This window comes from Phycicoccus avicenniae, from assembly GCF_050496545.1.
GTDB classification, from domain to species: Bacteria; Actinomycetota; Actinomycetes; order Actinomycetales; family Dermatophilaceae; genus Phycicoccus; species Phycicoccus avicenniae_A.
Genome location: NZ_JBNVZV010000025.1, coordinates 1 through 13311, shown reverse-complemented (window position 1 = coordinate 13311; position 13311 = coordinate 1). Strand labels below are relative to the sequence as shown.

Below are 13311 nucleotides of genomic sequence, written 5' to 3'. Positions count from 1 at the left end.
CCCTGCCTTGCCACGATTCCTGAGGCGAGGCCGGACGGCCTCACGGGTTCAGGATGCGACGCCGGCCTTGGGGTTGCCTTGGGGCCGAGAACACCTGGCGCACGGCCCGGATGACGTCCTCGACGGGACCGTCCTTGCGGACGAAGGCGTCGGCCCCCGCCTCGAGGGCGGCGCGCTGGGTGGCCACCCGGCCGTCGCTGGTCAGGACGACGAGACCGGTGCGGGGGCGGCTGCGCCGGATCTCCCCGAGGGCCCACAGGCCGCCCCGGCCCGGCATGGAGAGGTCCAGGAGCACGACGTCGGGGTGGTGGCTCGCGACGAGCTGCACGGCGGCCTCGCCGGTGGTCGCGGTGGCCACCAGCTCGAGGTCGGGCTCGGTCTCCACGAGCGCACCCACACCGAGGTGGATCGCGTCGTGGTCGTCGGCCAGGACCATGCGGATCATCGGTCCTCCAGGACAGGGACAGGGGGACGTGCTGGAACCGATTCTGCGGCCGGGGACTTGGGGAAACCTTCGGGGTTATCCGCTCCCGAGGAGGTCGACAGGGACCCTGGCTTCCAGCAGCGTACCGCCGCCGGGCCGTGGACCGACCTCTAGGGAACCGCCCAGATCCTCGAGGTGGTCGCGCAGCAGGCGGAGCCCGACGTGGCCCTCGGCCGGAGGGCGCGCCGGGAGCGCGTCGACGCCCTCCTCCGCCGAGGCCTCGGGCAGCCCCCGGCCGTCGTCGCTGACGATCGCCCGCACCACCGGGCCGTCGCGGACGACCTCGACCCAGGCGTGCGCGGCGCCGGAGTGCGTGGCGACGTTGCGCAGCGCCTCCTGGATGACCCGGTAGCAGACCCGCGCCACCTCGATGGACCACTCGGGCTGCCCCGGCATGCTGACGTCGACCTCCGGACCCGCGCGGCGGGTGCGCTCGGCGAGGTCCTCGACGGCGTCGCGGAAGGCGGCGCCGGCGAGGCCGGGCGGGTGGATGTCGACGAGCAGCGAGCGCAGGGCCTCCACGTCCCGGCCGAGGATCTCGCGGGACTGCTCGAGCGTGTCCCGGGCCGAGGCCGCCTCGGGTCCGTCCGGCAGGTGCGTCGCGACGAGTGGCAGGGCGTACCGCAGACCCGCGAGGTCCTGGACGACGCCGTCGTGCAGGTCGCGCGCGATGCGCAGGCGCTCGCGGTGGGTCGTGAGGACGGTCTGGCGCAGCAACCGGCTGCGCTGCTGCTCGCCGCGTTCGACGCGGCGGGCCAGCGAGAGCGCCAGGGGGAGGATGGCGGCCTGGAAGAGCAGCAGCCCGCCGAGCGCGACGGGCAGGATGGCGAGCATGATGCGGCGCTCCTGCTCGCGCATGGCGGCGGTCGAGTAGTACGCCTCGAAGAGCAGCGGCACGCCGTCGGCGTCCTCGGTCCCGGAGTAGACCTCGAGGAGCTCCTCGTCGGCCTGCTCGGCGACGTTCTCCGGCTTGTCGAGCGGGGAGAGCTCGGCCGTCGTGCGCTGCGTGGTGAACAGCTCGACGTCCTCGGGGTCGAGCTCGAAGGTCCTCCCGATGAGCGCCGCCTCGTCGGACCACAGGAGTCGGCCCTGGTCGGACCACAGCTTGACGTGCGCGATCGAGCCGGTCTCCATGTTGTGCCGCATGACCGCGTCGAGCCGGGCCAGCGACGCGGGCTCGGCGTCGCGGATCTCGCTGTCCACGAGGGGGGCGGCGACGGAGTCGGCGAGGGTCTCGGCCCGGACCATCGCCCCCATGAGCGCCGCGTCCTGCGCCACCCGTCGGCAGACGAGGTAGGCACCCGCGCCGAGCACGACGAGGGTGATGACGCTGAGGATCACGAAGTGCCGCAGGGCGGTCCGGACGATGACCCGGCTCGGCGGGGTCGGGGTCAGTGCGTCACTGGTGCTCATGCAGCAGCCCCTTGCGCCGGGCCACGGCCACGGCCTCGAGCTGCGTGTGGGCGTCGAGCTTGCCGAGCAGCGCCGCGACGTACCCGCGGGAGGTGTGCCGCGAGATGCCGAGCCGCTTGGCGATGGAGGAGGGGTCCAGCCCCGCCGCGAGGAGGTGCAGCACCTCGCTCTCCCGGCCGGTGAGGTGCACGGGCGGCTCGGACGAAGCGGCGGCCGCCGGCCGGTCGAGGAGGCGGCGCAGCAGCGTCGGGTGCACCTGGAAGCCGTCGCGGCCGTCCTCGCGCAGCGCCGCGAGGAGGTCGTCGAGCCCGCCGTCCTTGGGGAGGAGGGCGTGGGCCCCGACGTCGACGGCCCGGTGCATCAAGGACTGCGTCGCGAAGGCGGTGAGGACGACGACCCGCAGGTCCGGGTGCTCGGTGACGAGGGAGCGGGTGGCCTCCAGCCCGTCGCCCGGGCCGACCTGCACGTCCATCACGACGGCGTGCGGCGCGAGGGCGCGGGTCTGGTGGAGGGCGTCCTCGACGGTGTGGGCCGCACCGACCCATGCCAGGTCGGGCTCGGCGGCGATCGCGCGGCCGAGCAGGTCGGTGAAGGTCCGGTGGTCGTCCACCACGAGGACGCGGCGAACACCATCGGTGTCGCCGCGGGGCTCTGGTGCGGCCGTGGGCGCCCTGTCGCTCACAGGGTCAGTGTGGGGCCGGGAGGCCTCCCTGTCATGAGAATTGAAGGACAGGTGGTGACCTGAAGGTGTCAGAGCAGGCTCAACGCCTGGGTCGCGACGCCCGCGAGCGCGTGGTCGACCGGCGCGGTGTCCAGCCCCGGCACCCGGCTCAGGGTGTCGCGGAGGAGGTCCAGCAGCCCGGTCACCTCGGTGCGCGAGGGACGCTCGGAGCGTCGGCGCTCGTCGGTCGCGACGAGCAGCCCGACGTAGGTGTCGCGCGTGGCCGCGCTGGGCTCGACCCCGAGCTCGTCGACGAGGCGGGCCCGCAGCGCGAGGTAGCACCGCAGCGCCTCGGCGCGCCGGCCGGCGGCGTCCAGGGCGGTCATCCGGACCCGGACGGCGGCCTCGTCGAGGGGGTCCAGGCCGGTGGCCCGCGCCGACAGCTCGACGGCGGCGGCGACGTCGCCGACGGCCACCGCGTGGCGCGCGGCGGACGTGCACGCGGCGACCAGCTGGTGCGCCAGGACGTCACGCTCACGGTCGGCCCAGGCCGCACGGGCCTCGGCCGGGAGGAGCGGCTGGTCCGACAGCTCGAGGGCCGCCCGCACCAGAGCGATCGCGTCGGCCGGGGCCGCGGAGGCCGCCGTGGCCAGGAGCGCGCGGCAGGCGGCGAGGTCGGTGGAGATGCGGGTGGTGTCGAGCCGGTAGCCGGCCGACGTGGTCTGCACGACGGAGTCGCGGCCCGGCCGGCCGCCTCCGATGGCGCGCCGCAGCACGCACACGTAGCTCTCGAGGGTGGCCACCGCCGAGCCGGGGGCGGCACCCTCCCAGAGCATCTCGACGAGGCGGTCCTTCGTGACGGGTGCTCCGTCCGCGAGGGCCAGCACCTCGAGGACCTGCCGCGGCTTGGCACCTCCCAGCGCCGGTCCGTGTACCTCGTGCCCGTCGACGACGACCGTGGTGGCGCCGAAGATCCTGATCCTGTCCATGGCTCAACTACCCCTGCTGTGGCTCCGGCCACCGTCCCCTGCGACGGTGGCCTGGACCGAGTGTGGAGTCGTCGGTGATCCGCCGGTAGCCACACGTGGCGGGGTCCGGCACCCCTCATTTGTGGGGGGTACCGAACCCCGGAGGACCTCGGCGGAGGACGGCGGTGACCCGGACGGTCGGGTCGTCGTGGGCCATCCACGCACCCTGACCTTGGGACGGGCTAGGAGGGGACGAGGTCCATGACGTGCGCCGACCCGTCGACGGAGACCTCCACGGTCGTCCCCACGGAGGGCGGGACCGTGCCCGTCGTCCGCGCGCGCAGGAGGGGCGAGGAGCGGTCGAGCAGGCGCAGCTCGACGAGGGCGTCGTGGCCGAAGAACTCGGTGCGCATCACCTCGGCGCGCGGGCCGCCACCCGTCCCGGCCACGAGCCGCAGCTGCTCGGGCCGCAGCAGCACCTCGCAGCGACCGGCCCCTACGGCCCCGGGCACGGGCAGCGCGCCGAGGGCACAGGTGACGACCCCGTCCGCGAGCTCGCCGGGCAGGAAGCAGGCCTCGCCGAGCGAGGTCGCCGAGCGGCGGTCGGTGGGGGAGCGGTACACGTCGGCGGGCGAGCCGACCTGGACGAACCGGCCGGCGTGCATGATCGCGACCTGGTCGGCGAAGGAGAGGGCCTCGGCCTGGTCGTGGGTGACGAGGACGACGGTGGCCTGCTCGTGCCGCAGCGCCACCGCGACCGCCTCACGGGTGGCGACCCGCAGCTCGGGGTCGAGGGCGGAGAAGGGCTCGTCGAGGAGCACGATGCGCGGGCGCCGGGCCAGCGCCCGGGCCAGCGCGACCCGCTGCTGCTGGCCGCCGGAGAGCTGGTCCGGGCGGCGGCCGGCGAGGTCGGCGGGCAGGCCCACGAGCTCGAGGAGCTCGGCGACGCGCCCGCGGTCCCGCCGGTCGCGTCGCGGCAGGCCGTAGGCGACGTTCGCCGCGATGTCGAGGTGCGGGAAGAGGTTGCCCTCCTGCGCGACGTACCCGAACCCGCGGCGCTCCGGCGGCACCCACGTGCCCGGCCCGGCGACGACCTCGTCGCCGACGCGCACCGTGCCCGTCTCCGGGCGCATGAAGCCGGCGACGACCCGCAGCAGCGTCGTCTTGCCGCAGCCCGAGGGCCCGAGCACCGCGGTGGTCGAGCCCGAGGCCACGGTGAGGTCGATCCCGTGGAGCACCGGGGTGCGGGGGTGCGACGCGCTGACGTCACGGAGCTCGAGGGTCCTCACGGGCGGGCCTCCTCGGTGGTGCCGCGGAGCAGCAGGTAGGTGAGCGGGGCGGACAGGGCGACGAGCGCTGCGGCGTAGGGAGCGGCCGCGGCGTAGTCGAGCGAGGCGCTCGCGTCCCAGAACGCGGTCGCCAGGGTCTCGGTTCCCGTCGGGGCCAGCAGCAGCGTGGCGGTGAGCTCGGTGGAGACCGCGACGAAGACCAGCGCGGTGCCGGCGAGCGTGCCGCGCAGCATGAGCGGCACCTGGACGCGCAGGAAGGCGCGCATCGGCGGGTCGCCGAGGGCGCGGGCGGCGTCCGTGAGCTCGGGGGGGACGGCCGAGACCGCGGACCGGGTGGCCACCATCGCCCGCGGGATGAAGAGCACGACGTAGGCGAGGACGAGCGCGAACGTCGTCTGGTACAGCGGCCGCGCCACCCCGATGGTGAGGGTGATGAGCGCCAGCGCCACCACCACGCCCGGCAGGGAGCTGGCGAGGTAGGTGACCCGCTCGAGGGCGACGGCCACGCGCGAGTGGCTGCGCGCGACGAGCCACGCCGCGGGCAGCGTGGCCGCCGTGGTCACGAGGGCGGCGACGAGCCCGAGGCCGACGGTGGACCACAGCGGCCGGCCGAGGTCGGTGGACGTCATCGCCTCGCTGCCGCGCGACAGCCAGGTGCCGATGCTCCACGCCGGCACCCCGAGGGCCAGGGCGGCGAGGGCGCCGACGGCGAGCAGCGCCAGCGGCATCGAGCGACCGAGCCGCGCCCGGGGGGCCCGTCGGGCCGCGCCGGAGCCCACCCGCACGTGCCGGGCGCGCCCGCGGGCCAGCAGCTCCAGGGTCAGGAACGTCGCCGCCAGGGCCATGAGGACGCTGGCGAGCACGCTGCCGGCGCGGCTGTCGAACGCCACCTCGAACTGGTCGAGGATGGCGGTCGTGAAGGTGGGGTAGCGGAGCATCTCGAGCGCACCGTACTCCGCGAGGAGGTGGAGCGACACGAGCAGCACCCCGCCGAGGAGGGCCGGCCGGACCTGCGCCAGGCCCACGCGGACGGCCGTTCTCCAGGGTCCGTACCCCAGTGCGCGAGAGGCCTCCTCGAGCCCGGGGTCCACCGAACGCAGGAGGGCGGCCACGGGCAGGAAGACGAACGGGAAGTACGAGAGGGTGGTGACGACCACCGCACCCTCGAGTCCCTCGAAGCCGGGCACGAGGGCCGACCACGCGAAGCTGTTGACGAAGGCGGGGACGGCGAGCGGGGCGACGAAGGCCACCCGCCAGAACGCCGCCCCCGGGAGCGCGGTGCGCTCGACGAGCCACGCCGCGCCGACGCCGAGGACGGTGCACAGCGTGCCGGTGAGCACGACGAGGGCCATCGTGTTGCGGAAGAGCTCACCGACCCGCGGCCGCCACACGAGCGAGAACGCCTCGGCCGCACCGGACTCGAAGGCCTTCGTGAGGACGACGGCCAGAGGGAGCAGGCAGACGAGCGCGACCACCAGCGCGGCCGCGCGCAGCGCCGGGGGGCCGCCGGTGCCGCCCGGACCGCTCGTGCGCGAGGGAGCGCTGCGGGACGCCGACGACGGCGCCGGCCCCGTGGGGGTCGGCGCCGTCGGGGCGGGCGTGGCGGCCACCTAGAGCAGGCCGGCCTTCGTCATCAGGTCGATGACCTTGGGTCCGTTGAGCGTGAACGGGTCGATGTCCGGGGCCTGGAGCGAGTCGAGCGGGGGCAGCGCCGGGTCGGACTGCGCGCCGGTGCCGACGGCGTACTCCTTCACGTCGGTGGTGCGCAGGAGCTCCTGGCCCTTGGCGCCGGTGACGAACGCGAGGAACTTCTGCGCGTCGGCCGCGTGCTTGCTCGACTTCAGGACGCCGCCGCCGGAGAGGCTGACGAACGCGCCCGGGTCCTGGTTCTTGAAGTAGTGCAGCTTCGTGTTGCCGCTGCTCGACTTCTGCAGCGCCTGGTCGCGGTACCAGTAGTAGTGGTAGATGACGCCCATCGACGACTGCCCGGCGTTGACGGCCTTCATCGTCGCGATGTTGTTCTGGTAGACCTTCGCGTCCTTCTTGAGCGCCGTCAGCCAGGCCTCGGTCTTCTGCTCGCCCTCCTCGGCCAGCACCGCCGAGACGATGGCCTGGAAGTCGGCGCCCCCGGCCGCCGCACCCCACTGGCCGGCGTACTTCGGGTCGGCGAGGTCCATGAGGCTCTTCGGCAGGTCGGCCTCGGAGATCTTGCTCGGGTTGTAGACGAGCACGGTCGAGCGCGCCGCGATGCCCACCCAGTCCTTCGAGGACGGCACGTACTGCTCGCCGACCTGCCCGATGGTCGCCGCGTCGACGGGCGCGAGCAGGCCGGCCTGCTCGACGGTGGTCATCGCGGGGGAGTTCTCGGTGAGGAAGACGTCGGCGGGGGAGCCCGCACCCTCCTCGACGATCTGCGCACCCATCGAGGAGTCGTTGCCGTAGCGGACCTGGACCTCGATGCCCGTCTCGTCCTGGAAGGCCTTGCCCCAGGCCTCGGTGAGGTTCTCGTGCTGCGCGCTGTAGATGGTCAGCTTCGAGGAGTCCAGGTCGCTGCCGGCCTCCAGGCTGCTCTCCCCGCAGCCGGCGAGGGCCAGCGCGGCGGCGGCCGCGGTGGCGACGAGGGTGGTGCGTCGGGTCACGGGGGTCTCCGGGTCGTCGGGGGCGGTGCTCAAAGGGAAGGCTTGCCTAACCCACGGGAGAGGCTAACGGACGCGGGCCGGCGTCCTCCACCCGCCCCCTGCACTTGCATTAGGCATGCCTAACCTTATTTACTGCCGCCCGTGACGACGACCGCGGACGCCCCACCCGGGAGCGTGACCCTGCCCTGGGTCACGGGGCCCTCGCGCTTCGCCGACCGGCCGGCGCTGCACACGCCCGACGGCACCCTCACCCACGCGGACCTCGCGGAGCGGGTCGCGACGCTGGCGGACCGGCTGGCCGGTCCCCGCCGACTGGTCCAGGTGGAGGCCACCACGTCGGTCACCGGCATCGTGTCGCTCCTCGCGGCGCAGGCGGCGGGCCACGTGGTGCTCCTCGGCGCGCCGGGCGCGGCGGCCCGCGACCTGCGGGCGGTCTACGACCCCGACGTCGTCGTCGGCGCCGACGGTCGGGTGGACGAACGCCGCGCCGCGCCGGCCCACGCCCTGCATCCCGACCTGGCCCTGCTGCTGAGCACGAGCGGGTCCACCGGTGCACCCAAGCTGGTCAGGCTGTCCGCCGCGAACCTCCGGGCCAACGCGGAACAGATCGTCGAAGCCCTCGGGGTGCGCGAGGACGACTGTGCCGCACTGACGTTGCCCATCACCTACTGCTACGGCCTCTCGGTCCTCACCACGCACCTGACCTCCGGGGCGGCCGTCATGCTCAGTGACCGCTCGGTGGTCGACGACGGCTTCTGGCGCGATGCCGCCACGGCCGGCGTGACGACCATCCCCGGTGTCCCGCACACCTTCGAGCTGCTCGAGCGCAGCGGCTTCGCGGAGCGGGACCTCCCCCGGCTGCGGTGCCTGACCCAGGCCGGCGGACGGATGGACCCCGAGCGCGTCCGGCGTCTCGCCGAGCTCGGTCGACGCCGTGGCTTCGACCTCGTCGTCATGTACGGCCAGAGCGAGGCGACCGCCCGGATGACGGTCCTGCCGGCCGACCTCGCGGGCGAGCACCCCGACTGCGTCGGCGCGCCGGTCCCGGGTGCGAGCATCGCCATCGAGTCCGGGGAGATCGTCTTCCGCGGCCCCAACGTCATGCTCGGCTACGCGCACGGCCCGGACGACCTCGGCCTCGGCCGCGAGGTGACCGAGCTGCGCACCGGCGACCTCGGCGAGCTGACGCCCGAGGGGCTGCTCCGCATCACCGGTCGCTGCTCGCGCTTCGTCAAGGTCCTCGGCCACCGCATCGACCTCGACGCCCTGGAGTGCCGGATGCGCGCGGCCGGCCACGACGTCCGGTGCGCCGGACGGGACGGGCTCGTCGTCGTGGGCGCTCCCGGCGCCGCGCCCGGCGCGTCCACGGAGGCGGTGGCGCGGGCGGCCCGCGTCGGGTGCGGCGCACCGCGCGACGCCGTCCGCGTCGTCCCGGTGGACGCGGTTCCTTTGTTGCCCAACGGGAAACCCGACGATGCCGCTCTCCTCGCCCGGGCCGGCGAGGGCGTCGCCGCCGGGGTCGGCGGCGTGGGGGCCCTGTACGAGGAGCTCCTGGGCGGCCCGGTGCCGGACGACGCGACGTTCGTCGGGCTCGGGGGAGACTCGCTGTCCTACGTGGAGGCCTCCATCCGCCTCGAGGAGCTGCTCGGGCGGCTCCCCGCGGGTTGGCACACCGCCACGGTGGCGGACCTGGAGTCGATGCGTCCCACCGTCCACGCGCCACCGCCGGCGGACCGCCGGCGGTGGCGCTCCCTCCCGAGCATCGAGACGAGCATCTGGCTCCGGGCGCTGAGCATCGTCCTGATCGTCGGGACGCACGCACACGTCTTCACCCTGCAGGGCACCGCCAACGCGCTGCTCGTGCTCGCGGGCTACCAGCTCGCGCGGTTCCAGCTGTCCGCGGACGAGCCGCGGGTGCGTGCGCGTCGCGTCGTCGCGGCGGCGGTGCACGTCGTGATGCCGTCGCTCGTCGTCATCTGGGGTGCTCACCTCCTCCTCGGCCGGTACGAGGTGCGCAACCTCTTCCTCGCCAACTGGCTTCTCGGAGAGCCCCGCCTCGGGGCCCCGTGGCGCTTCTGGTTCGTCGAGGCGGTCGTGCTCGCGCTGGTCGTCGTCGCGGCCCTGACGCGCAGCGCGGTGGTGGGCCGCCTGGACCGTCGCTTCCCCCTCGGCCTGCCCCTCGCGCTCACCCTCGTCGCCTTCGTGCTGTTCCGCGTGCCGTGGCTGCCGCTGCCGGTGCCGAGGATGCAGGGCTCGGCGCTCGTCGTCCTCCACCTCTTCCTGCTCGGCTGGGCCGTCGCCCGGGCCGCCTCGACGAGGCAGCGCCTGCTGGTCACCGGCGTGGTCCTCGGCGTCGTCGGGACCTTCTCCGGCAACCACGTCCGCGACGGGCTGACGATCGTCGTCGTCCTGCTCGTCCTGTGGGTGCCCGTCTCCCGCGTGCCGCGGGTGCTGGTGCCCGTCGTCCGGGTGCTCGCCGCGGCCTCCCTGTACGTGTACGTCGTGCACTGGCAGGCGCTCGAGCTGCTGCGCCCGCATCCGGTCGCGGCGTTCGTGGGCTCCCTCGCGCTCGGGGTGGCCTACTGGTGGCTGTGGACGCGTCCGGTCACGCAGGTCGCGCGGTCCGTGGTGGCGCGGGTGCGCTCACGCCGGCAGCGAGGACTCCTCGACCGGGTCGCCCCGGACCGCGCCGTCGCGCCAGTCCTGCGGCCGGTCGACGAGGGCGAGCAGGTCGGGCAGGTCCGCAGGCCAGACCTCGTCGGTGGTGGCGGCCAGCGCGGCTGAGCTCCACCACCGGGTCTCGGCGATGCAGAGCCGCTCCTCCTCGGTGTAGCCCGACGTGTCGACGTCGAAGGCCGGCCCGCGGACGGCGAACCACACCTCGGTCTGGTGCACCACCTTGTCGCTGTAGCCGTGGACGACGAGCCGCTCGAGGACCGGGCCCAGGACGGCGCCGGGGTCCACCTGCTGGCCGGTCTCCTCGGCGAGCTCGCGGACGACGGCGTCGCGGTCGGACTCGCCGGGGTCGACCCCGCCGCCCGGGGTGTCCCACCAGTGCGCGACCGGGTCGAGCCCCAGGTCGGAGTCGAGGAAGAGCAGCAGGCGGTCGTCGGGGTCGAGGACGAGCACGCGCACCGCACGCCGGGTGAGGTGGGGGCGGTCCGCCGGGTCGGGCAGGACGAAGCCGGGCTGTCCCGGGAGCGGGGAGGTCACCCGCGTCACGCTAGGCGACGGATGCCGTTACCGGCCGGTAACCTCGGCGCCGTGACCGACACCATGGACCTGTACCGCCGCCTCGCCGCCCGGCCCGGGGGCCGCCGCGCGTTCTCGGCCCTCTTCGCGCTCAAGGCCCCGTACTTCCGCACCGTGCGGCCGCGGGTTCGCGACGTGGGCCCGCACCGCGCCGAGCTCGTCGTGGCCAAGCGCTGGGGCGTGCAGAACCACATCGGCACCGTGCACGCGATCGCGGTGTGCAACGGGCTCGAGGCGGCGATGGGCCTGCTGGCCGAGGCGACGACGCCGCCGACGCACCGATGGATCCCCAAGGGCATGCAGGTCTCCTACCTCGCGAAGTCGACGACCGACCTGCTCTGCGTGGCGGAGACCGAACCGGCCGACTGGGAGGTCGGCACGGCCGGCGACGTGCCCGTCCGGGTGCGGGCGCTGCGGACCGACGGCACCATCGTGGTCGAGGGCGTGATCACCATCTACGTCAGCGAACGTCCCTCTCGCTGAACGCGACCGGGCGCGTCACGGCTGAGTGAGCCGGGCCCTCAGGCGCTGGACGTCGTCCTCGCTCCAGCCCTGGTCGCGCAGCCAGCCGGCGGCGTCGCCCCACCCGTCCGCGACGGCGTCGAGGATGGTGGCGATGGACTCGGGGCGCGGCACCTGGTCGGCGACGACCTGCCGCTGGAGGGCCGGCCCGTACGAGTCGCGGCTGGCCAGCCGCTCGATGATCGCCTCGATGCGCTCGCCGGTGAGCACGTAGTCGGCGACGATCTCGTCGCGCGGGACGCCCGCGACGTCGAGGGCCATCGCGACGACCGTGCCGGTGCGGTCCTTGCCCGCGGCACAGTGCACGACGGTGGCTCCGCCGGCGTCGGCGACGACGCGGAGGGCGGCCGCCACCGAGTCGGGGCGGCCGGCGAGGTAGGACAGGTAGTGCTCGCCCCAGAAGGCGCCGTCGCGGACCGGCTGGTCGTCCTGCGCCAGGACCAGCGCCCTGCGGGCCACCTCCTCCTTGGACTCCGCAGCCCGCTCGCGCATCAGGGAGTGGTGGTGGTGGGTCAGCGACTCGACGCGGCGCAGCGGCCCGGGGCCCTCGAGGTGCAGCTCGGTCTCGGTGCGCAGGTCGACGACGTCGGTGACCCCGAGCTCGCGGACGAGCCGGTCGACGTCGGCCTCGGTGAGGTCCTGGAGGTTGTCGGAGCGGATCAGGCGCCCCGGCACGGTGCGGCCGCCGTCGGCGGTCGGCAGCCCGCCGACGTCGCGCATGTTGACGAGTCCGTCGAGGTGGATCCAGCGGTCTGTCACCGCCTCATCCTAGGCAGCGGTGGTGGACGCCCGGGGGCGGGGGCGCGCCCGGCGGGTGGACCTTGCGAGACTGGTGGGGTGCCCCGACTGCCCGACGGCGAGCCCGCGCCGCCCTCCGGCGAGCTCCCCGCCGACGCCCTCGCCCGGCTGGGGGAGGGCCGCTTCGGCGTCTACCTCCACGTCCCCTTCTGCGCGGTCCGCTGCGGCTACTGCGACTTCAACACCTACACGCTGCCCGAGCTCGGCCCCGGCGCCTCGACCACCGACTACGCGGGGACGGCGCTGGCCGAGCTCGACCTCGCCGCACGGGTCCTCGGGGACGCCGCCCCGGTCGTCAACACCGTCTTCGTCGGCGGGGGCACCCCGACGCTGCTGCCGCCGGCCGACCTCGTCCGGCTGCTCGACGGGGTGCGCGAGCGGTTCGGCCTGGCCGACGACGCCGAGGTGAGCACCGAGGCCAACCCCGACTCGGTGACACCCGAGGGCCTCGAGGTGCTCGCGCGCGGCGGGTTCACGCGCGTCAGCCTCGGGATGCAGAGCGCCGTTCCGCACGTCCTCGCGACGCTCGACCGCACGCACGACCCCGCGCGGGTCGGGACGGCGGTGGCGGCGGCGCGGGCGGCGGGGCTCGCGACGAGCCTCGACCTCATCTACGGCACGCCGGGGGAGTCGCTGGAGGACTGGCGCACCAGTCTCGAGGCCGCGCTGGCCCACGAGCCCGACCACGTCTCGGCCTACGCGCTGGTCGTCGAGGAGGGCACCCGGATGGCCACCCAGGTCCGCCGCGGCGAGCTCCCGGCGCCCGACGGCGACGATGAGGCCGACAAGTACGAGCTCGCGGACTCCGTTCTCGCGCAAGCCGGCTACGACTGGTACGAGGTGAGCAACTGGTCGCGCACGCCCGAGGGCCGGTGCCGCCACAACGAGGGCTACTGGCGCGGGGACGCGTGGTGGGGCGTCGGACCCGGGGCGCACGGCCACGTCGGCGGGGTGCGCTGGTGGAACGTCAAGCACCCCCGCGCGTACGCGGCGCGGCTCGCGGCGGGGGAGTCGCCCGCCGCCGGCCGCGAGACCCTCACCGTCGAGCAGCGCCACGACGAGGAGGTGCTGCTCGGGGTGCGGCTGCGCGAGGGGCTCGACCTCGCCCGGCTCGACGACGCCGGGCGCACGGCGGTGGCTGGGCTGGTCGCCGACGGGCTGCTCGAGGGGGTGCCCGCGGTCCGGGACCGGCGCGCGGTGCTCACGCTGCGCGGCCGGTTGCTCGCCGACACGGTCGTGGGGGGGGGGGGGGGGGGGGGGGGGGGGGGGGGGGGGGGGGGGGGGG

The 13311-nt window shown here is 74.8% G+C and carries 11 protein-coding genes and 1 pseudogene; 3 read left to right on the top strand and 9 right to left on the bottom strand.

The window, feature by feature from the left end; all coding sequences use genetic code 11:
* Nucleotides 1-40: 40 nt before the first annotated feature.
* The 7 genes from ACQZ2A_RS17375 to ACQZ2A_RS17345 all read right to left on the bottom strand — a co-directional run bounded on the left by ACQZ2A_RS17375 (nucleotide 41) and on the right by ACQZ2A_RS17345 (nucleotide 7454).
* A complete protein-coding gene (locus ACQZ2A_RS17375) occupies nucleotides 41-445 on the bottom strand; it encodes a response regulator (protein ID WP_430213634.1) in 405 nt (134 codons plus the stop codon).
* A gap of 75 nt (nucleotides 446-520) precedes the next feature.
* Nucleotides 521-1897: a sensor histidine kinase gene (locus ACQZ2A_RS17370; protein ID WP_430213632.1), complete on the bottom strand. Its 1377-nt coding sequence runs from the start codon at nucleotides 1895-1897 to the stop codon at nucleotides 521-523.
* Entirely contained in the window at nucleotides 1884-2579 is a 696-nt protein-coding gene (locus ACQZ2A_RS17365) for a response regulator transcription factor (protein WP_430213630.1), read from the bottom strand. The genes ACQZ2A_RS17370 and ACQZ2A_RS17365 overlap by 14 nt, the downstream gene beginning before the upstream one ends.
* Nucleotides 2580-2647: 68 nt before the next feature.
* On the bottom strand, nucleotides 2648-3547 hold the full coding sequence (locus ACQZ2A_RS17360; protein ID WP_430213628.1) for an AfsR/SARP family transcriptional regulator: 900 nt from the start codon (nucleotides 3545-3547) through the stop codon (nucleotides 2648-2650).
* Between the two features lie 221 nt (nucleotides 3548-3768).
* Nucleotides 3769-4815 carry an ABC transporter ATP-binding protein gene (locus ACQZ2A_RS17355; RefSeq protein ID WP_430213627.1) on the bottom strand — a complete coding sequence of 349 codons (1047 nt, stop codon included), beginning with the start codon at nucleotides 4813-4815 and terminating at the stop codon, nucleotides 3769-3771.
* Nucleotides 4812-6425 carry an ABC transporter permease gene (locus ACQZ2A_RS17350; protein ID WP_430213625.1) on the bottom strand — a complete coding sequence of 538 codons (1614 nt, stop codon included), beginning with the start codon at nucleotides 6423-6425 and terminating at the stop codon, nucleotides 4812-4814. The genes ACQZ2A_RS17355 and ACQZ2A_RS17350 overlap by 4 nt, the downstream gene beginning before the upstream one ends.
* A complete protein-coding gene (locus tag ACQZ2A_RS17345) occupies nucleotides 6426-7454 on the bottom strand; it encodes an iron ABC transporter substrate-binding protein (protein WP_430213624.1) in 1029 nt (342 codons plus the stop codon).
* A 141-nt stretch (nucleotides 7455-7595) separates the two neighbouring features.
* On the opposite strand from ACQZ2A_RS17345, the gene ACQZ2A_RS17340 reads away from it, so the two are divergent.
* Nucleotides 7596-10238 (top strand): AMP-binding protein, encoded by a 2643-nt coding sequence (locus tag ACQZ2A_RS17340; protein ID WP_430213623.1) that lies wholly within the window; start codon nucleotides 7596-7598, stop codon nucleotides 10236-10238.
* A 24-nt stretch (nucleotides 10239-10262) separates the two neighbouring features.
* Here ACQZ2A_RS17340 and ACQZ2A_RS17335 read toward each other — a convergent pair.
* Nucleotides 10263-10583: pseudogene (locus tag ACQZ2A_RS17335) on the bottom strand (NUDIX hydrolase); the annotation flags it as partial.
* A 135-nt stretch (nucleotides 10584-10718) separates the two neighbouring features.
* On the opposite strand from ACQZ2A_RS17335, the gene ACQZ2A_RS17330 reads away from it, so the two are divergent.
* Nucleotides 10719-11189 (top strand): hotdog fold domain-containing protein, encoded by a 471-nt coding sequence (locus tag ACQZ2A_RS17330; RefSeq protein ID WP_430213621.1) that lies wholly within the window; start codon nucleotides 10719-10721, stop codon nucleotides 11187-11189.
* Between the two features lie 15 nt (nucleotides 11190-11204).
* Here ACQZ2A_RS17330 and ACQZ2A_RS17325 read toward each other — a convergent pair whose 3' ends face one another.
* A complete protein-coding gene (locus ACQZ2A_RS17325; RefSeq protein ID WP_430213619.1) occupies nucleotides 11205-11987 on the bottom strand; it encodes a tyrosine-protein phosphatase in 783 nt (260 codons plus the stop codon).
* A 78-nt stretch (nucleotides 11988-12065) separates the two neighbouring features.
* Between ACQZ2A_RS17325 and hemW the strand changes: the two genes are divergently transcribed.
* Nucleotides 12066-13311: radical SAM family heme chaperone HemW (hemW, locus tag ACQZ2A_RS17320; RefSeq protein ID WP_430213618.1), on the top strand; the 1246-nt coding region annotated here is incomplete at its 3' end.